The 20,182-nt window shown below is 39.8% G+C and carries 23 protein-coding genes and 1 riboswitch; of the genes, 13 read left to right on the top strand and 10 right to left on the bottom strand.

Annotated features, from left to right (window positions below; translation table 11 throughout):
* Positions 1-36 precede the first annotated feature (36 nt).
* Positions 37-345, top strand: a complete 309-nt coding sequence (locus ABJK37_RS11765; protein WP_215928341.1) for an isoamylase early set domain-containing protein — start codon at positions 37-39, stop codon at positions 343-345.
* 252 nt (positions 346-597) lie between these two features.
* Here the strand turns inward: ABJK37_RS11765 and ABJK37_RS11760 are convergent, their stop codons facing one another.
* Positions 598-1,050 carry a hypothetical protein gene (locus tag ABJK37_RS11760; protein WP_348353684.1) on the bottom strand — a complete coding sequence of 151 codons (453 nt, stop codon included), beginning with the start codon at positions 1,048-1,050 and terminating at the stop codon, positions 598-600.
* A 472-nt stretch (positions 1,051-1,522) separates the two neighbouring features.
* On the opposite strand from ABJK37_RS11760, the gene ABJK37_RS11755 reads away from it, so the two are divergent.
* The gene (locus ABJK37_RS11755; RefSeq protein ID WP_348353681.1) at positions 1,523-2,185 is read left to right on the top strand and encodes a hypothetical protein; all 663 of its coding nucleotides are present in this window, start codon (positions 1,523-1,525) and stop codon (positions 2,183-2,185) included.
* Between the two features lie 119 nt (positions 2,186-2,304).
* Here the strand turns inward: ABJK37_RS11755 and ABJK37_RS11750 are convergent, their stop codons facing one another.
* Both ABJK37_RS11750 and ABJK37_RS11745 read right to left on the bottom strand, forming a co-directional pair.
* A complete protein-coding gene (locus ABJK37_RS11750; protein ID WP_348353678.1) occupies positions 2,305-3,231 on the bottom strand; it encodes an FAD-binding protein in 927 nt (308 codons plus the stop codon).
* The gene (locus ABJK37_RS11745) at positions 3,231-3,980 is read right to left on the bottom strand and encodes an electron transfer flavoprotein subunit beta/FixA family protein (protein WP_348353676.1); all 750 of its coding nucleotides are present in this window, start codon (positions 3,978-3,980) and stop codon (positions 3,231-3,233) included. The genes ABJK37_RS11750 and ABJK37_RS11745 overlap by 1 nt, the downstream gene beginning before the upstream one ends.
* Before the next feature lie 461 nt (positions 3,981-4,441).
* On the opposite strand from ABJK37_RS11745, the gene ABJK37_RS11740 reads away from it, so the two are divergent.
* From ABJK37_RS11740 to fur, 5 genes are all read left to right on the top strand, one after another.
* Positions 4,442-6,079 carry an electron transfer flavoprotein-ubiquinone oxidoreductase gene (locus ABJK37_RS11740; RefSeq protein ID WP_348354427.1) on the top strand — a complete coding sequence of 546 codons (1,638 nt, stop codon included), beginning with the start codon at positions 4,442-4,444 and terminating at the stop codon, positions 6,077-6,079.
* A 68-nt stretch (positions 6,080-6,147) separates the two neighbouring features.
* A complete protein-coding gene (locus ABJK37_RS11735; protein WP_348353673.1) occupies positions 6,148-6,921 on the top strand; it encodes an alpha/beta fold hydrolase in 774 nt (257 codons plus the stop codon).
* An 83-nt stretch (positions 6,922-7,004) separates the two neighbouring features.
* On the top strand, positions 7,005-7,214 hold the full coding sequence (locus tag ABJK37_RS11730) for a DUF2788 domain-containing protein (RefSeq protein ID WP_348354424.1): 210 nt from the start codon (positions 7,005-7,007) through the stop codon (positions 7,212-7,214).
* Positions 7,215-7,272: 58 nt separating this feature from the next.
* Positions 7,273-7,797 carry a flavodoxin FldA gene (gene fldA, locus ABJK37_RS11725; protein WP_348353670.1) on the top strand — a complete coding sequence of 175 codons (525 nt, stop codon included), beginning with the start codon at positions 7,273-7,275 and terminating at the stop codon, positions 7,795-7,797.
* A 109-nt stretch (positions 7,798-7,906) separates the two neighbouring features.
* Positions 7,907-8,326: a ferric iron uptake transcriptional regulator gene (fur, locus tag ABJK37_RS11720; RefSeq protein WP_215928355.1), complete on the top strand. Its 420-nt coding sequence runs from the start codon at positions 7,907-7,909 to the stop codon at positions 8,324-8,326.
* Between the two features lie 62 nt (positions 8,327-8,388).
* On the opposite strand, the gene ABJK37_RS11715 is transcribed toward fur, so the two are convergent.
* On the bottom strand, positions 8,389-9,030 hold the full coding sequence (locus ABJK37_RS11715) for a lysoplasmalogenase (RefSeq protein WP_348353666.1): 642 nt from the start codon (positions 9,028-9,030) through the stop codon (positions 8,389-8,391).
* A 248-nt stretch (positions 9,031-9,278) separates the two neighbouring features.
* Here ABJK37_RS11715 and ABJK37_RS11710 point away from each other — a divergent pair, with 248 nt between their 5' ends.
* Both ABJK37_RS11710 and hppD read left to right on the top strand, forming a co-directional pair.
* On the top strand, positions 9,279-9,950 hold the full coding sequence (locus ABJK37_RS11710) for a nitroreductase (RefSeq protein WP_348353663.1): 672 nt from the start codon (positions 9,279-9,281) through the stop codon (positions 9,948-9,950).
* 360 nt (positions 9,951-10,310) lie between these two features.
* Positions 10,311-11,411: a 4-hydroxyphenylpyruvate dioxygenase gene (gene hppD / locus ABJK37_RS11705; protein WP_348353660.1), complete on the top strand. Its 1,101-nt coding sequence runs from the start codon at positions 10,311-10,313 to the stop codon at positions 11,409-11,411.
* 95 nt (positions 11,412-11,506) lie between these two features.
* On the opposite strand, the gene moaE is transcribed toward hppD, so the two are convergent.
* From moaE to moaA, 6 genes are all read right to left on the bottom strand, one after another.
* On the bottom strand, positions 11,507-11,965 hold the full coding sequence (gene moaE / locus ABJK37_RS11700; protein ID WP_348353657.1) for a molybdopterin synthase catalytic subunit MoaE: 459 nt from the start codon (positions 11,963-11,965) through the stop codon (positions 11,507-11,509).
* A gap of 8 nt (positions 11,966-11,973) precedes the next feature.
* On the bottom strand, positions 11,974-12,234 hold the full coding sequence (locus tag ABJK37_RS11695; RefSeq protein WP_348353654.1) for a MoaD/ThiS family protein: 261 nt from the start codon (positions 12,232-12,234) through the stop codon (positions 11,974-11,976).
* Positions 12,228-12,713, bottom strand: a complete 486-nt coding sequence (gene moaC / locus ABJK37_RS11690; protein ID WP_348353651.1) for a cyclic pyranopterin monophosphate synthase MoaC — start codon at positions 12,711-12,713, stop codon at positions 12,228-12,230. Before moaC ends, ABJK37_RS11695 begins: the two co-directional genes overlap by 7 nt.
* 7 nt (positions 12,714-12,720) lie before the next feature.
* The gene (gene moaB / locus ABJK37_RS11685; RefSeq protein ID WP_348353649.1) at positions 12,721-13,263 is read right to left on the bottom strand and encodes a molybdenum cofactor biosynthesis protein B; all 543 of its coding nucleotides are present in this window, start codon (positions 13,261-13,263) and stop codon (positions 12,721-12,723) included.
* A gap of 20 nt (positions 13,264-13,283) precedes the next feature.
* Positions 13,284-13,871, bottom strand: a complete 588-nt coding sequence (locus tag ABJK37_RS11680; RefSeq protein WP_348353647.1) for a molybdenum cofactor guanylyltransferase — start codon at positions 13,869-13,871, stop codon at positions 13,284-13,286.
* A gap of 45 nt (positions 13,872-13,916) precedes the next feature.
* Entirely contained in the window at positions 13,917-14,885 is a 969-nt protein-coding gene (moaA, locus tag ABJK37_RS11675; RefSeq protein ID WP_348353644.1) for a GTP 3',8-cyclase MoaA, read from the bottom strand.
* A riboswitch (molybdenum cofactor riboswitch) is annotated at positions 14,879-15,049 on the bottom strand. Its footprint overlaps the gene before it by 7 nt.
* A 215-nt stretch (positions 15,050-15,264) precedes the next feature.
* On the opposite strand from moaA, the gene ABJK37_RS11670 reads away from it, so the two are divergent.
* The 4 genes from ABJK37_RS11670 to ABJK37_RS11655 are packed head-to-tail and all read left to right on the top strand — an operon-like array spanning position 15,265 to position 19,982.
* On the top strand, positions 15,265-16,146 hold the full coding sequence (locus tag ABJK37_RS11670) for a kinase (protein WP_348353641.1): 882 nt from the start codon (positions 15,265-15,267) through the stop codon (positions 16,144-16,146).
* Positions 16,139-16,975, top strand: a complete 837-nt coding sequence (locus tag ABJK37_RS11665; protein ID WP_348353637.1) for an HAD-IIB family hydrolase — start codon at positions 16,139-16,141, stop codon at positions 16,973-16,975. The genes ABJK37_RS11670 and ABJK37_RS11665 overlap by 8 nt, the downstream gene beginning before the upstream one ends.
* A 12-nt stretch (positions 16,976-16,987) precedes the next feature.
* Positions 16,988-18,214: a glycosyl transferase gene (locus tag ABJK37_RS11660; RefSeq protein WP_348353634.1), complete on the top strand. Its 1,227-nt coding sequence runs from the start codon at positions 16,988-16,990 to the stop codon at positions 18,212-18,214.
* A gap of 10 nt (positions 18,215-18,224) precedes the next feature.
* Entirely contained in the window at positions 18,225-19,982 is a 1,758-nt protein-coding gene (locus tag ABJK37_RS11655; RefSeq protein ID WP_348353631.1) for a sugar phosphorylase, read from the top strand.
* Positions 19,983-20,182 lie beyond the last annotated feature (200 nt).

The following is a 20,182-nucleotide window of genomic DNA, read 5'->3' as shown; positions in this document are numbered from 1 at the left end:
GTTTAATTTACACATTAGTTTTACAGGAGAAAGACCATGGCTTTTAAAAAACAATATTTGAAATCTAAAGCAGAGTGCAAAGTGACATTCAAATTGTCAAAAGAGCAGGCCCATGCCGCTAAATCTGTGCGTTTAGTAGGCGATTTTAACGAGTGGGATCTTTCAACGACACCGATGAAGAAGTTAAAAAATGGTGACTTTACTACCACTATCAATTTGCCTAAAGATTCAGAATATCAATTTCGATATTTATTAGATGATAAAGAGTGGGAAAATGACTGGGACGCAGATGCCTATATACCGTCAACGGTTGCGTTTGCAGATAATTCAGTGGTACAGGTTTAACTCATTAAATGTTTAAGGTGGTACCGTAAACGATATCACCTTTCTCATTTGTTTTATGTATCTCAACCGTTTTGGTGCCAGCGTTTTTTTGCTAGAGCTGCCGAGAGTAATAAAACTCGAATATATATGGAGTTAGAGGTAAAGTTTTATTTCTGAGAATTAGACGACCTAACAGTGCTTAACATGTGGTTGTATCATTCCCCCCACTTCAATCACTTACTTAGCCGTATAAATCGATGTATTCAACAATCGTTAATTTTTAAGATACTTATCAAGTGATTTCTGAAGTTGTCCGTCGAACTTATCGTATTTCCCACACCCATTGCTTCGACTCCAGCGCGATGCACCCTTATATATTTTATCATCAAGTGCCGTTTGAGTAATTGTAAAACAAGAATCGCCTAATAAAATGGTGGTCTCATCTGGCCCAAATTCTGAAAGCACCACTATATCTGAACCAACAGGTGCAAATGAGGTACTCAGTTGTTTCAATTTTTGATTGGTGCTTAAAGGACCGGTTCTACTGAGCAATGGTTTAGGCTTTTTAAATTCTCTTAGGGCAGATCCCGAAAGTTTGTTAAATTCCTTTTCATTTAAATTTTTAATGTAACTAGACTCGCCAATTCTTATATTGTCTGACGGGGATACTATTTCCTTTTCTGCTCGAGTCAACTTCTCATTAGTTAACCTAGTATTCGTTGCCAAACCTTTCTTTTTTGAAATTTTAGTCTGAGTGTTTATCTGCTTAGTTACATCTGTTCTAGGACGTTGAACGCTTGTTACCTCGGATAAACTGCTCGACGAGGTTTGTACAGGAAGTGACGCAGATTTTAACTTTCTATTGAACACGTAACTTTTTATAGGTTTATGTTCAAATTGGTTGCGTTGATTAGGTGATGTAAATATTGAAAAATAAAAAAAGAGTAGGCCATGAATTAGAAGAGATAACGCTACAAAGCCTATTTTCCTTAGCACAATTAAATTCCATAAACTAAAAATACAATCCTTAAGGTTGTGAACTCCGCTTTCTTAGAAAGTTCCCATTACAGCATGTAATTAAACAGTCTTCAGAAGTGGGGGTTAACCTTGGTAGTTTGCTATTCAGAGCAGTCGAGAGAACTTTTACACTGCTGATTACTCTACATCCATTAATCGAATGGAAAGATCAAGGACGTATATGAAAACTAATATGAAAAGTAGTGTGGTTAACCTAACAGTATCCGCAGTTATGTTGTCGTTGGTGGGTTGTATGAGCATGCCCACAGCAACTATGTATAAAATGTCTCAGCTATCAATATTGGGGATCAATCCGAATGAAATAAGCGTCGCTATTCGAACCAACGAACTAATAGAATTACAAAATGGAGCCGTCGAAATAGGATTAACAACTCAATCGAAGGGGTTCATAGATGGAAGTACAAAAAGTGAAAACCATGAAAAATTATCGTCGTTTGATTACAAGTATAAATTTCCAGTCCAGGTGTTAGATATGACTAGTGTGACCGGTTCCCCCTTATTATATAAAGGCATGCAAGATGGGGAGCGTATTACCATATTGAAACTTTCTAAAGACGATGCAGACCTGATGACTGATGCTATAAACCGAGTAAAAAATTATAAATCGCAGGGTGTGAAAGTAACTGGCGGGATTTCGATAGGTACCAATAGTCATTGCTTTAAAAACCTCGATAAATTTGAAGAGCTCGAAGTAGATTTATTTTTAAAAACAGACGTAAAAGATGGCTTTATGCTATTTCTAGATGACATAGATATTATCGAAGAAGCTAAAGAACTTAAGATTAACTTCACCACTAACCATCCATGCCAACCGGCTCAATAAGTTGACTTAAACCAACTAGGTTTATTAACCATTCGATTACGATAATTATCCGCGTACAAAAAAGCCATGACGTTTCAGTCATGGCTTTAACCAGTATTTATCTATGTCACTTATGTCGCTTATAAAGCGGCTTCTAGCTCAGGCAATACTTCAAACAAATCACCTACTATACCGTAATCAGCCACTTGGAATATTGGCGCTTCTTCGTCCTTGTTGATTGCAACAATGACTTTTGAGTCTTTCATTCCGGCTAAATGCTGAATCGCACCAGAAATACCCACAGCGATATATAGGTTAGGTGCTACAATTTTACCTGTTTGTCCTACTTGCATATCGTTAGGAACAAAACCTGCGTCTACCGCTGCTCTTGAGGCGCCCATCGCAGCCCCGAGTTTGTCTGCAATACCGTCAAGAAGTTTAAAGTTCTCGCCATTTTGCATACCACGACCACCTGAAATGATAACTTCAGCTGCAGTTAATTCAGGTCTTTCGGATTCTGTTAATTCAGCAGAAACAAAGGAAGATTTATCCAATGCTTTTTGTACATCGCAAGCTTCAACTGGTGCTGAATTGCTTTCTCCAGCCGCATCAAATGCTGCAGTTCGTACCGTAATAACTTTAATGCTATCGCTAGATTGCACAGTAGCAATGGCATTACCTGCATAGATCGGGCGGACAAAAGTATCTGCGCTTTCTACCTTGATAATGTCAGAAATCTGCGCGACATCTAATAACGCGGCCACTCTAGGCATAAAGTTTTTACCGGTTGTAGTGGCGGCTGCCAATACATGGCTGGCATCTTTACCTAACTCAGTGACTAAATCAGCGATGTTTTCAGCCATTTGTTGAGCATAATCAGCACTGTCGGCTAACAATACTTTAGCCACACCGTCTATTTTAGCGGCTTGCTCTGCAACAGCTCCACACCCAGATCCAGCAACTAATAAGTGTATTTCGTCACCTAACTGTGCTGCGGCATGCATAAGTTTATGAGTTTCAGTTTTTAGCTGTTCGTTGTCATGTTCTGCGTATACTAAAATAGCCATTAGATCACCTTCGCTTCATTTTTCAATTTGTCTACTAGTTCAGCAACATCTGCCACTATAATTCCACCTTTACGCTGCGCAGGCGGCTCTACTTTTAAGACCTTCACATTTGATGTTAACTCAACGCCAAAATCAGCAGCCGATTTAACGTCAAGCGGCTTACGCTTAGCTTTCATAATGTTGGGCAAAGAAGCATAACGAGGTTCGTTTAATCTTAAATCTGTTGTTACCACGGCCGGCAAACTTAATTCAACAGTCTGCAAACCACCGTCAATTTCACGAGTCACTTTGACTTTACCTGCGTCAACTAAGACTTCTGAAGCAAATGTGCCCTGAGGCATGCCAGTTAAAGCCGCTAACATTTGACCTGTTTGGTTATTATCTGAGTCGATAGATTGTTTACCCAAAATCACTAGGTCAGGCGATTCTTCTTCTACTACTTTTTGCAATAACTTAGCAATTTGTAATGAATCAAGTGTTAAATCCGTATCAATTTGGATACCGCGATCAGCACCTAATGCCAATGACGTACGAATCTGTTCTTGACAACTTTTATTGCCAACAGATACCACTACAATTTCTGTAGCCACACCCTTTTCTTTTAAGCGAACCGCTTCTTCTACCGCAATTTCACAAAAAGGATTAATCGACATTTTGGCGTTAGTTAAATCAACGGCACTATTGTCTGCCTTAACCCTGACTTTTACATTGTAATCAATGGCACGTTTTACTGGCACGAGTATTTTCATTTTCACCTCTACTTACAGACTTTCAGGTATCAAGTTTATAATTCGAGTTAACTAGCGACTCAAATCTGGTTGGCGACAATTTACTTTGTGTTGACGTTAACGTCAACTTCGATGTCCTTTTGTCATAGATCATTTTTAGCAGCTCTTTTAAGGGGTATTATATGTCATAGTATAGTCCTAACAATCACTTAATTATTTCTATCTCTTAGCCTTAGAATTAAATTAAACCATTGTTATATATGATTATTTTACGTTTTCACCAAAAAGTGAATCACTTATATTTGGTTGTTAGAAAACCTATCAATGGTCATTTAAAAGGCTTTTTCTGGTACAAAAGCAGTCATATTCCGACTAAAAATTGGTTATGAATAAGCTTTACGAATATTTATTTTATGAATAGTTAAACACATTTTTGTGAATAGTTAATACAAAAAGAGGACAAACAAGTGGAACGAGAATCGATGGAGTTTGATGTTGTTATAGTCGGTGCTGGCCCTGCTGGTCTATCAACTGCTTGTCGGTTGATGCAAATTGCTCAGGAAAAAGACCAAGAGTTAATGGTTTGTGTGGTTGAAAAGGGTTCTGAGGTGGGTGCACATATTTTGTCTGGTGCGGTATTTGAGCCTCGTGCGTTAAACGAATTATTCCCAGATTGGAAAGAAAAAGGTGCACCACTGAATACCCCGGTCACCGCAGACGATATTTATTGGTTAAATAATGAAACCAAAGGAACGAAAATTCCGAGTTTTATGTCTCCAAAAACTATGCACAACGATGGCAATTATATTGTCAGCATGGGCAATGTTTGCCGCTGGTTAGCAGAACAAGCAGAAGCGTTAGGCGTTGAGATATTTCCAGGTTTTGCTGCGTCAGAGGTGCTGTATAATGAAGACGGTAGTGTTGCCGGTGTAATAACTGGTGATATGGGATTAGATGAAGAAGGCAAGCCGAAAGACTCCTTTATGCCCGGCATGGAATTAAAGGCCAAATATACAGTATTCGCAGAGGGGTGCCGTGGACACCTTGGAAAACAACTAATCGAAAAGTTTGCCCTAGACAAAGGTCAGTCTCCACAACACTATGGTATTGGTTTTAAAGAGATTTGGGATATCGATCCTGAAAAACATCAAGAAGGTTTAGTGGTGCACACTGCTGGATGGCCAATTACCGACGCCACTGGCGGTTCTTATCTTTACCATGGCGAAAATAATCAAGTACTAGTTGGACTTATATTAGACCTCAACTATAGCAACACTCATTTAAGTCCATTTGACGAATTCCAAAGGCTCAAACATCATCCGGTATTTAAGCAATACCTCGAAGGGGGTAAACGAGTCTCCTATGGCGCACGAGCCATTGCCAAAGGCGGTTTTAACTCTTTACCAAAAATGACCTTTCCGGGTGGTTTATTAGTAGGCTGCGACGCAGGTACTTTGAACTTCGCCAAAATCAAAGGTAATCACACTGCCATGAAGTCGGGGCTGCTTGCTGCTGAAACCATTATGGAAGCGCTAACGGAAGTGGATGCCGCACCTTCTCAAGAATTAGTGAATTACACTCAAAAATTTAAAGAGTCATGGCTATATGACGAGTTGTTTAGATCTCGAAACTTTGGCCCTGCCCTACATAAATTTGGTACTTTTATGGGCGGCGCGTACAACACTCTGGAGCAAAACTGGTTTAGAGGTAATTTACCATTTAATTTCAAAGATGACGTTGCCGATCACGTGTTACTCAAGAAGGCCGAAGATTGCGTCAAAATCGATTATCCAAAACCCGACGGTGTCTTAAGTTTTGATAAATTGTCTTCAGTATTTTTGTCTAATACTAACCATGAAGAAGAACAGCCCTGTCACTTAAAATTAAAAGACAGTTCGATTCCGATTCAGGTAAATTTACCCCAATATGATGAACCAGCACAAAGGTATTGTCCGGCGGGTGTTTACGAAATAATTGAAACAGAACAAGGTGATAAACAATTGCAAATTAACGCCCAAAATTGTGTGCATTGCAAAACTTGTGATATCAAAGACCCAACCCAAAATATTACCTGGGTAGTGCCAGAAGGGGCCGGTGGTCCTAACTATCCAAATATGTAATTGTAACCATGGTAGCGAGTTTATGCTCGTTACCACTTAAGTATCGAGTAAGGAATTGAAGTTACTTTATGAACAAAGTGAATTACCAAATACATTCTGATTCAGAACACAAACCTTGGCTAATGTTGATTCATGGGTTATTTGGGAGTTTGGATAACTTGTCTGCACTTCGCAGACAATTCACCGATACCTATCAAGTGATATCGATCGATTTGCCCGACCACGGAAAGTCGGCTTTTACCCCACAGATTAGTTTTGAGTTGTATGCCAATCGGATCTCAGAACTCCTCAATGACTTAGAAATTAAGCACCTCACTCTAGTTGGTCACTCATTAGGTGGCAAAGTAGCGATGCAGCTGGCCCTAAATCAAACAGAAAAGGTCAGTCGATTAGTGGTATTGGATATTGCACCAGTTAAGTATTCAGCTAGGCATAACAATGTTTTTGCAGGGTTAAACAACGTTGATCTTAAACAGATTACTAGTCGTAAAGAAGCTGATAGTGCTCTATCACAATATGTCGAAGATGGTGCAACAAGGCAATTTTTATTAAAAAGCTTGTACAACCAGGACCAAAGTTGGGGTTGGCGCTTTAATCTAAAACAATTGCAACATGACTATGCAATGATATCGGCGGCAATAACTTCTGATACTCAATTTCTAGGTCCGGTATTATTTATTAAAGGCGAACATTCGGACTACATTTTGCCTCAACATAAACAAGCGGTTTTACAGTTGTTTCCTAACAGCGAGTACAAAATGGTCAGTGGTACAGGCCATTGGCTTCACGCAGAAAAACCTGAGTTATGTGGCAAAATAATAAGCGCATTTTTATCTAAATGAGAATACCTGCTATTTGGACAATTCTCATAGTTAAGACTCTATGTTAATATGCGCCAGATTTTTAAGTGAGTAGAATAAAACCCATGTTAAGTGAGCATTACGAACAAATAGAAGCCTTAGGTTTAAACCTTGCCATTGTTGGTCTGTTTTTACTCATGGCTTATGTAGTTCATGACATACTTAAAAAGAATAACGTGCCACTCATTGGCAAAGTGGTTGTGTACTTTGTCCTGTTTTTAGGTGCAGCAGGATTTATATTTAAGGGCATTATGCAATGGGTTCTCGAAAGCTAATATAACCTTTAGCTTTGGTTAAACCCGATTGAATTTATATATAGAGGAATAAGTAATAATGGCAAGTGTGGGGCTATTTTTCGGCAGCGACACTGGCAATACAGAACATATTGCTAAGATGATCCAAAAAGAACTAGGCAAAAATCTAATCGATGTAAAAGACATTGCCAAAAGCAGTAAAGAAGATATTGCTGAATATGATCTGTTACTTTTCGGTATTCCGACTTGGTACTATGGCGAAGCACAGTGTGATTGGGATGACTTTTTCCCTGAACTAGAACAGATCGACTTTGAAGATAAATTAGTCGCAATTTTTGGCTGCGGTGACCAAGAAGATTATGCCGAATATTTCTTAGATGCGATGGGTATGGTGCGAGACATAGTTGAAGCTAAGGGTGCTATTTTGGTAGGCCAATGGCCGACAGAGGGCTATGATTTTGAAGCATCAAAAGGCATGGCCGATGACAATCATTTTGTGGGATTGGGAATTGATGAAGACCGTCAACCTGAACTCACTGAACAACGAGTCAAGCAGTGGTGCAAACAAATTCACGATGAACTTTGTTTAGCTGAACTAGCCTAATGAGCAAAAGGAGCTATGGCTCCTTTTTTATTAACTAACAGGGTAAATAGCTTTTAAATCAAAATAGGTACCCTATAATGACATCACAGTTTTATTATTAAGTAAGCTAATGGATCAAAATAAAGAATTGAAAAAAGCGGGGTTAAAGATCACCCTTCCTCGCTTAAAAATCTTAGAGATATTACAACTCCCTGAAAACCAACACATCAGTGCCGAAGACGTATATAAAATTCTCATTGAGCATGATGAAGATATTGGATTAGCTACAGTTTATCGGGTACTCAACCAATTTGACGACGCTGGTATTTTAAACCGTCACCATTTTGAAGGTGGTAAGTCTGTATTCGAGATTAGCCATAAAGAGCATCATGATCATTTGGTGTGTTTAAAATGTGGCAAGGTAATTGAGTTTGAAGATGAGGTGATCGAAAAGCGCCAAGAAGAAGTCGCCGAACGTCATAATATAAAACTGACTCATCACAGTTTATATCTATACGGCGAATGTAAAGAAAACTGCGACGCCGATTAGACTCTTTGCGTTGATTATTACAAACATAAAGCCGCTATTTATGCGGCGTTTTTTTTTGCTAATTACTCTACCGACTGACTTGGCATTAGTGATTTTTGATGAGCCAGAAATCCTACAACTAACATAAACTGCGCTGCGTAATAGGTGCTCATTATCCAGAATGTCTCAAATGGAACCGCAAAAATGAATTTATTAACGGCGATAAAGGAGTCTGAAATAATAAACACTACTGCACCCAAAACCGCCCATTGCATAGGTAACTTTGATTGAATTGCTAACAATCCCATAGTAGCAATAGCCAACAAATAAACGATTACTGGTAGCAGCAACTCGCCTAGTTGTGGCATCAGTAGCCAAATCATAAACACCATATACACAACCATGACTACACTTAATGGCCAACGATTCGTGATCCCATTCCAAGTTCGGCTAAACAAAAAGCCATAGCTAAGTTGAGCCACTAAAAATGCAGCCACACCATAGATAAACTCATCTACTGCAAGTAAAAGATCGCCACAGCCACTAAATATTAATGCAAACAATAGGACAGAACGGGACTGGCTTGGTGCTGTTCGTGACACAGCAATGGCTAACAATAAAATTGGGATCACTTTAAGCAGCCATAAAAAGTTTTCTACAAAGTTAACACTAACCAGATACGCCAACGAAAAACTCATAAAAGCAAGACGCATATTTTTAGACATATTTATTCGCTTCTTTAATTATTATTTTAATTAAAAGTCACACGACACAGACGTCTGACAACCATCAATATTGCCAAGCCCTACTAAAATGTCGAGTTACTTGAGTATTCATGATAACAAAATCGACATCTTGATAACCCAATAAGTGAGAGTTTAAGTCGTTGATAAGTTTGCATGATTTTTACCAACTTCGCGCCTAAGTTATAGTGATTCACAGACATTTTCATTAACTAAAAATTAAGGTAATTATGAATTTTGCAGAATTCGCAGCGTCTCGTAAGAGCGTTCGAGGCTTTACAGATAAAGCCGTCTCTAAAGAAGTGGTCGATGCAGTCATCAATGCCGCTAAGTGGGCACCTTCTTCGTACAATACTCAAACATGGCGTATACATGCAGTGACAGGCGATGTGCTCGATAAAATTCGCGATGATAATACTAAAAATACATTAGCCGGAAAACCTCATGTTCGTGACTTTCCATATAAAGAGGACTATGAAGGTATAAATAAGCAACGTCAGATCGATGTTGCTATTCAATTATTTGAAGTAATGGGAATTACAAGAGAAGACAAAGAAAAACGTATGGAATGGATGATGCGAGGTTTTCGTCAGTTTGACGCCCCTGTCTCTCTAGTCCTAACTTATGATAAATCCTTAGAGCCTGCAGGGATTACGCAATTTGGATTAGGCTCTTTGGCTTACGGCATCGTACTTGCCGCTTGGGATTTAGGATTGGGATGTGTCATAAACGGTCAAGGCATTATGCAATCTGATGTTGTGCATAAACACGCCAATATACCCGATAACGAAGCAATCATGATTTGTATCGCTATGGGGTATCCAGATCCTAACTTTGCCGCAAATGCGGTACGTTCAGTGCGGGCAGATAACGAAGAGTTTGTGAGTTACCACGGATTTTAAATGTCTCCGTTTAGAACAATAAAATAGACTGTATTCGCAAGTATTGCGGTTAACTTAATAAAAGCATAACCGCAATTATTTCGAAACACTTCTACCGCACTACTCTCTCTATAATTTACCCCTTTGATAGTAATATTTTCTTGTAAATCGGAGCATGGACGAGGAAAGCCAAGTCCAAATTCGTAAAAATATATTTACATTTCTACTCATTTAACAACAAATTCGACCTAACTTAAAAATCCCTATGGCGGGAATTTTTTAATGAAATACTCTAAGCTGCTGCCTTTAAATTTTCTAGTGAACGCGCCTAAATACCAGTTAGCAGTAACCACTAAAAGACACTAAATAGAGGGATTAATAATGGCAGACTTATTTGAAAACCCAGCGGGTTTAGACGGATTTGAATTTATCGAATTTTCTTCTCCAGAGAAAGGGCAATTAGAAAAAGTGTTTTCAGCAATGGGGTTTACCCATATTGCCAACCACCGTACCAAAGATGCACAGCTATGGCGTCAAGGCGGAATTAATTTGATCGCTAATTATGAGCCAAAATCTGCCGCTTGGTATTTTGCTCGCGAACACGGGCCATCTGCTTGTGGCATGGGGTTTAGGGTAAAAAACGCAGTTCAGTCATATAAATATTTATTGGCACAGGGCGCAGAGCCCGTAGTGATTGAAACCGGCCCAATGGAGCTTCGCTTACCCGCAATTCGTGGTATTGGTAACGCCATTATTTATCTTATCGACCGTTATGGCGACGAATTATCTATCTATGACATCGACTTTAATTACATTGACGGAGTTGAGCGAAATCCAGTAGGCGCAGGTTTTAAAGTAATCGATCATTTAACCCATAACATTTATGGCGGTCGTATGAAATATTGGGCAGACTTTTACGAAAAATTGTTCAACTTCCAGGAGATTCGATTCTTTGACATTAAAGGTGAATACACAGGTTTGACCTCTAAAGCGCTAACTGCTCCCGATGGCAAGATCCGTATACCTCTTAACGAAGAAGGTGAAGGTGGTAAAGGCCAAATAGAGGAGTTTTTACGCGCATTTAATGGAGAAGGGATCCAACATATTGCCTTTAGTTGTGATGACTTAGTGGCATGCTGGGATCGTCTCAAAAATATGGGAATGCCATTTATGACGGCGCCGCCCAATACTTACTATGAGCTACTTGAAGGGCGCTTGCCCAATCACGGCGAGCCAGTTGATCAATTACAAACTCGTGGGATATTAATGGATGGCACAACCGAAGGCGGGCCACGATTATTGCTGCAAATATTCTCTGAAACCCAACTCGGTCCGGTTTTCTTTGAGTTCATTCAACGTAAAGGTGATGACGGCTTCGGCGAAGGAAATTTCAAAGCGTTATTTGAGTCCATAGAACGTGACCAAATTAACCGAGGGGTGCTAAATACCTCTAATGAAACAGTAGAAAAAGCGCCAGTTTAATTTATCTATAGAGGCCCATTGCGGAGTCAATTTGCTCCGTTATGGGCATCTCGAAAAACGGTTAGCCACGCAGATTAATCGCCGATATAAACTCGTTACCACTGCGCAGATTTGTCAAAATCACTGGCTTTAGCCTCAATCCATTTGTCACCTTGGGTAGTGGTTTCTTTTTTCCAAAACGGTGCTCGGGTTTTTAAATAGTCCATTATAAATTCATTGGCATGATAGGCAGATTGTCGGTGCTGGCTAGTCACGCCAACAAAAACGATTTGGTCTGAAACACATAACTGCCCTACTCTGTGAATAACTGAAACGCTGCCTAGCTGCCACTTTTTCCGAGCTTGTTCTACAATTTGATTTAGTACTTTTTGGGTCATTGCAGGATAATGTTCTAAAAACAAACCTGTCACAGCTTGCGCAAGATTGGTATCACGCACTAAACCGACAAAAGTCACTAATGCACCGTCACTGTTGTTACTTTCTCTTAATTTTTGATATTCATGGGCAAAGTCAAAATCCTGAGTTTGCACACTAATATGGGTAAAATGGCTCATATGGTGTCCTAACCACCGGTGACTGGTGGAAAAAAGGCAATTTCGTCACCGTCGTTTACAACGGTATCCTCACTACTCATTTCTTGATTAACCGCCACCAAGGCCATACCGTACTCCAAATACTCAGTCCACAAATTGCCTTTTAATTGCAACAACTTGCGTACTTTGGCCACTGTATCAATAGAGTCTTGATTTTGACTAAGTTCAATTCGTAAACAATCAGTTTCCAGTATTTCTTTCAAATGCCCAAAGAACAATATCGTTAACACGACCAGTCTCCACTTTTACCACCTTGTTTACTTAGCACTCTAATATCACTGATTTGCATATGGGGATCGACTGCTTTACACATATCAAATAAAGTCAAAGCCGCAACACTTACCGCTGTTAACGCTTCCATCTCAACCCCGGTTTGCCCAGCTAATTTGCATAAGCTTCGAATCCGCACTTTTTGGAGCTCGTCTAAGGTTTCAAATTCAATTTGTACTTTAGATAACATTAAGGGATGGCACAGCGGAATTAATTCACTACATTTTTTAGCCCCTTGAATACCAGCGATACGGGCAATCGACAACACATCACCTTTGGCGTGAGTGTTGTCTTTTAACATAGTAAAGGCTTGAACTGACATGGATATATACCCCTCGGCTTCGGCTTGTCTTTGGGTAATTGCTTTATTGGTGACATCTACCATATTTGCTTTGCCGTGTTCGTTTACATGGGTTAAGCCGTTATTTTGATCATGCATACTGTACTTATCCTCTAGTGGTACAATTAGCGACAGCATTTTTTAAATGCACAACGAAATTACATGGCCTATGTGTCGAATCGAGCTGTTCCGTTAATATACCTGTCCACGCCGTTTTACATGCTCCTGTTGAGCCAGGCACGCAAAAAATCGCGGTACCATTTGCCATTCCTGCTAATGCTCTTGACTGCACAGTTGAGGTACCTATTTCTAGGTAAGATAAATGTCTGAATAGCTCGCCAAACCCTTCAATTTCTCTTTCAAACAAAGGTAACACGGCTTCAGGAGTGGTATCTCTGGGAGTAAATCCAGTACCACCTGTTATGACAACAACCTGTATGTTTTCAGAGGCAATCCAATTCGAAAGCACCGCTCTAATCTGAAATTTATCATCTATGACTATTTGTTTTTCTAAAACATTGTGACCATCATCAGATGCTGCCATTTTTAGATACTGACCAGACGTATCGTTTTCTTCACTACGCGTGTCTGACACAGTTAACACCGCAATATTTAAAGCTTGTTTGTTAGTGATATCAGTCACTGACATGATTACTCCTTAAACTTAGGTTACCCAGCGCAGTATTGTTGCCACTGCGTTGGAGTATTGATATTTTCTAATCGAGATGTTTTCAAGGGTGCTATTTGACTACCATGCAACACATCCAGCATTGTTTTTAGCGAATACTGACGTTTTTTAGGAGCATCAACTATGGCATCTTTTTGCCCACCTAGTTGACTAGTCAAATACTGATTAAACTCTATTGTTATCGGTATATATAACGGTAGAAAGCACGACTCAAAACAACATAAACTGTTATTTTTTCTGCCCATTTTTAACAGATAGTTAAAGTCCTCAATACTTAAATCAGGCATGTCTACCGCTGCTACTATTAGCTCGTCGATATCTGAATATCGGTTTGTAATTTCGGTCATGACACCATGTATACCTGACAAAGGCCCGCAATTTGGAATTTGATCGGCAATACCTTGACGATGCTGTTTTCCACTAACAAACACTTTGTGATCACATATCGATGCTAATTGTTGCTTTACATACTCAAGCAGAGATTCTTGGCTATGAGGCATGGTTAAGATACTTTTATCTGTGCCCATTCTACTCGATCTGCCACCCGCGAGAATGGCCCCAGCTAACATAGCGTTAAGTTCTTAAAATACACGGCTGATTTCATATGTTTTACCTTAGCCACCCAGCATAGCTAAATGTTTAGTGGCACCGGTAAAACCATCTTGTAACCAATGTGTGGCTTCTTTATTACCGAGCAACTCAACCAACTTAGTTTGCAATTCACTACTATCCGCGGCTCGCAAACTCGGTCTAATATCAAGTCCTTGGTCTGCAAACAAACACAAATGTAATTTTCCAGTTGCAGAAATCCTTAAACGATTACAACTCGCACAAAAATCCTTACTATAAGGCATGATCAATCCAATTTTCCCCTGATAATCAGAGTGAAAAAATTCTTGCGCGGGGCCTGCTGCTTTATCGCGGATTAATTGACCCCAACCACTTGCCAGTAATTGCTCTTTAATAGGTAAACCGGAGACATGATTGTGGTTAAAGAACGCTTGATTGTCACCTGTTTGCATCAGTTCAATTAATCTTAACGTAACCGGGGTTATTTTTAGCCAAGACAGAAAGTGCGTTAGCTCTTGTTCATTATACTGTTTCATCAACACTGCATTGACTTTCACTTGCACACCCAAGGCGATAGCTTTGTCGATACCACGTAAAATTGTTTCGAGCTTGTTGTGACCAGTAATGGCTGCAAACATGCGTGGGTCGAGACTATCAATACTGATATTTAGAGAATTAAGCCCTGCATCGACCCATTTGTGGATATCCGATTCTAGCTTGTAACCATTACTCGTCATGGCAACATGCTGAATATTGGGCGCCAAAGCACAGGTTTCTATGATTTCTGGTAAATCTTTTCTAAGGGAAGGTTCACCACCAGTAATACGAATTTTACTGGTGCCTAAAGAGGCAAATCCATTCACCAAGGTTTTAATTTCAGGCAAGGTCAAAAAATCACGATCTGAATCGCAAGCATAACCATCAGGTAAACAATAGTTACATTTAAAATTACACACATCTGTAATAGACAGCCGCAAGTAATGGAAACGGCGCCCAAATTTATCTTCTAACATTTTATTTAACACCTTTCCAAAATGAAGTGACTCAAAAATTAGGACACTTACGGGAGGCAGCTCGATTTCTCTTGCAACCCTGGCGAATCAGCACTCTTGCTAGATTCACGGCTAAAACACCTTGTCATGGATTTAGGTGAGATAGCTCGGAGTTATACACGGGTTATTTGATTTAGTTATCGAATAACAGCGGTGTATTTGTAACACATAAATGCATATTTGTAATGAGAATCTATGCTGTGTTTTGGTGAAACTCGATATATGGCGCTAGGTTTTTAGAGCAAGATGGCACATATGTTGTAGATATTTATCTAGCATACGCATGAATGGCTAAATACGAAGCACTTTTAAAGTGCAAAATAAGAGATTTTATAAGTCTATGATCAATACGTTTATCAACAAAAACAGGCTCTCTAGCGATTTTGTTAAAATCGCGAAGGGTTATTTTATTCCTCTCGCAGAGGAAATTAAAACGCACCAATTAAGTGCAAAAAGCACTTATTTTGTTGGTATAAATGGTAGTCAGGGGTCCGGTAAGTCAACCTTATCTGAGTTTTTAAAAGAATACCTCAGCGAGACTTATGGGCTTAGCGTTGTTGTAATGTCACTTGATGACTTCTACTTTAGCCGCATAGAACGACAAATAATAGCGGACGACGTACATCCGCTATTTAAAACGCGAGGTGTTCCCGGCACCCATAATATGTCTTTAGCAAAAACGGTATTGCAGAATTTAAAAAAACAACTGCCTACCACCATTCCGCGATTTAATAAGGCAACTGACGATCCTCATCCGATATCTGCGTGGACCAAAGTAAACGGTGCAGCCGATATTGTCGTTTTTGAAGGCTGGTGTTGGGGAGTGGAACCACAAACTTACGAACAATTAAAACAACCGGTCAATACTTTCGAAGCCGCAGAAGATCCCAACTCTGGCTGGCGAAATCACGCGAATTTACAATTGTCTCTTTCGTATTTACCTTTATACGGTTTGATGGATAAATGGGTGATGTTAAAAGCCCCATCATTTGCTGACGTCTATGCGTGGCGCTTAGAGCAGGAGCAAAAGCTGAAAGACGTCACAAGTGATAAACAAACATCTGGCATTATGGATGAAAAACAAGTGCTACGTTTTATTCAGCACTATCAACGTTTAACTGAACACGGACTCAGCACTTTACCAAAAAAATGTGCTCATGTGTTTGAACTGAACTCTTCTCGAGCCATCATTGGCCATAGGATTAAAAAAGTCGATGCTTAACAATGTTTTAATTTTTTCGGATTTAGACGGCACACTACTTGACCATCATACTTATAGTTTTGCAGCTGCATTACCAATGTTACAAAAACTTCGACAAGCCAATATTCCTGTCATTGCTAATACCAGTAAAACCTACGCAGAACTGACAGAATTGAGAACCCAAATCGGCTTGGACGGTCCTTTTATAATAGAAAACGGAGCCGCGGTTTATATCCCAATCGCTTTTTTCAAAAGCCAACCCATAGGTACCATAGAACGAAATGGCTATTGGGTGAAAGAGTTTTCTAAACCGAGAAGATATTGGTTATCTTTAATCGGAAAGTTGCAGACTCGCTTTTCGGGAGAGTTTAATTATTTTTTCAATATGTCCAATGAGGAAATAGTCGCAGCAACTGGGCTTTCAGTTGAACAGGCCAAATTGGCGGCCTCCCGTCAATATGGAGAACCGATCTTATGGTTAGGTAATGACGCATCTAAAATTCAATTTATCCAAGCCATCAATGAATTGGGCACCAAACCACTGCAAGGAGGGCGCTTTCTACATCTGTCAGGCCCATGTGACAAAGGCCAAGCACTCACTTGGTTAAGCAAAGAATTCCAAAAGCAAGAATCCATTGAGCACTGCAATACAATCGCCTTGGGAGACGGCCAAAATGATATTGCCATGTTAGAGGCTGCTGATATTGCGGTGCGAATTCTATCGCCCGCTAATGCTCCACCTGAATTAACAAAACAAAATAATGTATACACCAGTCAAGCATATGGCCCAATTGGTTGGGCTGAATGTCTAGAACAAATAATTTTTAATCATTCACAATTTAACAAATAGTACGGAGATTTTATGGCTGATTTTTATCAAAATGGCATAGTCACGACTTTACACAATTTATCTGAACGACCTATTGAGGCGCTAGAAGCAGAACTTCTAGCGTTTTCGAAAAAGCGCCCCATGGCACTGATTCTTCCCTCTTTATTTTCCGAACTTGAAGGTACTGCACTACCCAATATTATCGAGCATATCACTGACGTTCCCTACCTTTCGCAAATCGTAATTGGTTTAGATAGAGCGAATCTTGAACAATACCAACACGCCCTCAAATTTTTTGGCACTTTACCGCAAAACCACAGAGTGTTATGGAATGATGGGCCCCGATTAAAAGCGTTAGACGCAAAGTTAAATGCGTTGGGGTTAGCGCCGAAGGAATTGGGTAAAGGTCGCAACGTCTGGTATTGCATGGGATATGTTTTAGCAACAGGAAAAGCTGAGTCAGTTGCGTTGCACGATTGTGACATTTTAACTTACGACAGAGGTCTGCTTGCGCGGTTAATATATCCGGTTGCCAATCCTTTGTTTAATTATGAGTTTTGTAAAGGTTATTATGCCCGAGTGGCAGATGGAAAAATAAACGGAAGGGTTTCAAGGTTGTTGGTGACGCCGTTAATTAGGGCCTTACAAAAAGTGGTAGGCCACAATGAATACCTCGAATATATGGATAGCTTTAGGTATCCCTTAGCAGGAGAGTTTTCATTCAGGCGCGATGTATTAAACGATATCCGTATACCTAGTGACTGGGGTCTAGAGATTGGGGTGTTATCTGAAATGCAACGTAACTACTCTCACAACCGTTTATGTCAAGCCGATATTGCCAAAACTTACGACCATAAACATCAAGATTTGTCAGCAGATAATGATCAAGGTGGGCTTTCTAAAATGTCTATCGATATCACCAAGGCTTTGGTTAGAAAACTCGCCACTCAGGGTGAAACCTTCTCAACTGAAACATTTAGATCATTAAAAGCGACCTATTACCGTATAGCCTTAGATTTCATAGAAACCTACAACAACGACGCCGTTATAAACGGCTTAAAGTTAGATATTCACAGCGAAGAAAAGGCAGTTGAGCTATTTGCGAGCAATATTATGAAAGCCGGTGAGAGTTTTCTAGATAATCCCATGGAAACGCCATTTATTCCGAGTTGGAATCGTGTGGTCAGTGCGATGCCAGATGTTTTGGAGCAACTAAAAGACGCAGTAGAACAAGATTTCTTAGAGTTTAAGCAACCTTAAGGGGCAATAAATGTTATCGGTTTTAGAACAACTAACAGAGCGTGTTGAGCACCACTTAGCCGTTATATATGAGGATATTGAACTACAAACTCAGTATCCAGAGCTATGTAGGCAGTTATTGCGCACGATGCGCATTGATAATGGTGAAGTATTGATAGAGCCAAAACGTCACCACAATAATTGGGACCAACGGGATGTTATGCTGATAACCTATGGTGATAGTATTGAAGAAACGGGAGAAAAACCGCTTCAAACTCTGCATCATTTCCTTAAAGATTACTGTGGTGACGCCATAAATAGCGTACATATATTACCTTTTTTTCCATATAGTTCAGATGATGGATTTTCAGTCATCGATTATTCCACAGTCAATGAATCACTCGGCAATTGGGACGACATCAAGGCTATAACCAGTGATTACCGAGTGATGTCTGACGTAGTGATTAACCATTGTTCATCCAGAAGTTTATGGTTTCAGAATTTTATAAAAGGAGAAGGACCTGGAAGTGACTTTTTCTATACGGCATCCCTAGAAGATGATGTATCTAATGTCGTTAGGCCACGAACATCTGACTTACTGCGCTTAACCGAAACAAAAGATGGTGAAAAACAAGTCTGGTGTACATTTAGTCATGACCAAGTGGATTTTGACTTTAGGAATCCAGTGGTTTTGGATACTTTTGTATCAATTATACGTCAGTACCTTGATATGGGGATCCGCATATTTCGTTTGGACGCGGTGGCGTTTCTTTGGAAAAAGATTGGTAGCAGCTGTATTAACTTAGAACAAACTCATGAAGTAGTGCGTTTGCTACGAACGTTAATAGAACATGCAGTAAGCGACGCAGTTATCATCACCGAAACCAACATCCCCAACAGACAAAATCTCACTTATTTTGGGAATGCCAATGAAGCACACGGGATCTATAACTTTTCATTACCACCTTTACTCGTCAATACCTTAGTAACAGGCTCATGTAAACACTTGAAATCTTGGTTGGGCAGCATGCCCCCATCACAAAATGGCACGTTCTTTTTTAACTTTATTGCTTCACATGATGGCATAGGATTACGTCCAGCTGAGGGTTTACTTGAAGATCAAGAACTCACTACGTTAGTCAATACTATGCAAAATTTTGGCGGCAGAATTTCGTGGCGTACCTCTGAAGAAGGTAAACAAAAGGCTTATGAAATCAACATTGCCCTTTACGATGCACTTCAGGGCACAATTAAAGGTACTGATAAGTGGGGACTAGACAGATTCATATGTGCTCACAGCATTATGTTTGGACTTGAAGGCATTCCGGGAATATACATCCACAGTCTGTTAGGTACTGGAAATGACTATGAAAGGGTTAAGAATACTAGCCACAACCGCTCTATCAACCGCCACAAATGGAACTACGCCGAGTTACAAGAACAGCTCGCGGCACCCTACAGTCAACATAGCAAAGTCCACTGTAGGATGATCAAACTACTGAACATCCGTAAACAACAGGCGGCCTTTCATCCCAGTGCCACACAGTTTACGTTGCAGCTAGGAGAACAAATATTTGGTTTCTGGCGTCAAAGTACTGACCGAAGGCAAAGCATATTTTGTATCTATAATATCTCTGACGAACCTCAGGTCATTCGGTTGAGTGATCTTAACTTAATTGGAACCGACCTTTGGTTTGATCTTATCAGTGATGAAACAATTAGTTTAGAAGACTTGGAATGCCAACTGACACCCTATCAAGCGATGTGGATTTCTAATATTAGCAGTTAACACAACACTTTAAATCACTAACAAAAGGCTTATGTTGCACATAAGCCTCACCCTATCCCATTGATTATACTGATTTATATTGAATCAATTTGAGATCTGTCTGGTTCCAAAGACAGATAAGAGTTAAATTCTCGTTAAATTCCCATCTAACATCCCCATAAACCCATAACTATTTGATTTTACTAGTTTAATTTTTTATG

Source organism: Paraglaciecola sp., from assembly GCF_039964565.1.
GTDB lineage: Bacteria > Pseudomonadota > Gammaproteobacteria > Enterobacterales > Alteromonadaceae > Paraglaciecola.
This window is presented reverse-complemented; position numbering and strand designations above follow the sequence as displayed.

Coding starts and splice junctions, on each gene's coding strand:
- ABJK37_RS11730 (WP_348354424.1), top strand. CDS start 7,005: ATGTTAAGTGAGCATTACGAACAAATAGAAGCCTTAGGTTTAAACCTT.
- ABJK37_RS11670 (WP_348353641.1), top strand. CDS start 15,265: ATGATCAATACGTTTATCAACAAAAACAGGCTCTCTAGCGATTTTGTT.
- fur (WP_215928355.1), top strand. CDS start 7,907: ATGGATCAAAATAAAGAATTGAAAAAAGCGGGGTTAAAGATCACCCTT.
- hppD (WP_348353660.1), top strand. CDS start 10,311: ATGGCAGACTTATTTGAAAACCCAGCGGGTTTAGACGGATTTGAATTT.
- moaC (WP_348353651.1), bottom strand. CDS start 12,713: ATGCATGATCAAAATAACGGCTTAACCCATGTAAACGAACACGGCAAA.
- moaA (WP_348353644.1), bottom strand. CDS start 14,885: ATGTTAGAAGATAAATTTGGGCGCCGTTTCCATTACTTGCGGCTGTCT.
- ABJK37_RS11660 (WP_348353634.1), top strand. CDS start 16,988: ATGGCTGATTTTTATCAAAATGGCATAGTCACGACTTTACACAATTTA.
- ABJK37_RS11765 (WP_215928341.1), top strand. CDS start 37: ATGGCTTTTAAAAAACAATATTTGAAATCTAAAGCAGAGTGCAAAGTG.
- ABJK37_RS11710 (WP_348353663.1), top strand. CDS start 9,279: ATGAATTTTGCAGAATTCGCAGCGTCTCGTAAGAGCGTTCGAGGCTTT.
- ABJK37_RS11750 (WP_348353678.1), bottom strand. CDS start 3,231: ATGGCTATTTTAGTATACGCAGAACATGACAACGAACAGCTAAAAACT.
- ABJK37_RS11755 (WP_348353681.1), top strand. CDS start 1,523: ATGAAAACTAATATGAAAAGTAGTGTGGTTAACCTAACAGTATCCGCA.
- ABJK37_RS11735 (WP_348353673.1), top strand. CDS start 6,148: ATGAACAAAGTGAATTACCAAATACATTCTGATTCAGAACACAAACCT.
- moaB (WP_348353649.1), bottom strand. CDS start 13,263: ATGTCAGTGACTGATATCACTAACAAACAAGCTTTAAATATTGCGGTG.
- ABJK37_RS11655 (WP_348353631.1), top strand. CDS start 18,225: ATGTTATCGGTTTTAGAACAACTAACAGAGCGTGTTGAGCACCACTTA.
- ABJK37_RS11745 (WP_348353676.1), bottom strand. CDS start 3,980: ATGAAAATACTCGTGCCAGTAAAACGTGCCATTGATTACAATGTAAAA.
- ABJK37_RS11740 (WP_348354427.1), top strand. CDS start 4,442: ATGGAGTTTGATGTTGTTATAGTCGGTGCTGGCCCTGCTGGTCTATCA.
- moaE (WP_348353657.1), bottom strand. CDS start 11,965: ATGAGCCATTTTACCCATATTAGTGTGCAAACTCAGGATTTTGACTTT.
- ABJK37_RS11680 (WP_348353647.1), bottom strand. CDS start 13,871: ATGTTAGCTGGGGCCATTCTCGCGGGTGGCAGATCGAGTAGAATGGGC.
- ABJK37_RS11715 (WP_348353666.1), bottom strand. CDS start 9,030: ATGTCTAAAAATATGCGTCTTGCTTTTATGAGTTTTTCGTTGGCGTAT.
- ABJK37_RS11665 (WP_348353637.1), top strand. CDS start 16,139: ATGCTTAACAATGTTTTAATTTTTTCGGATTTAGACGGCACACTACTT.
- fldA (WP_348353670.1), top strand. CDS start 7,273: ATGGCAAGTGTGGGGCTATTTTTCGGCAGCGACACTGGCAATACAGAA.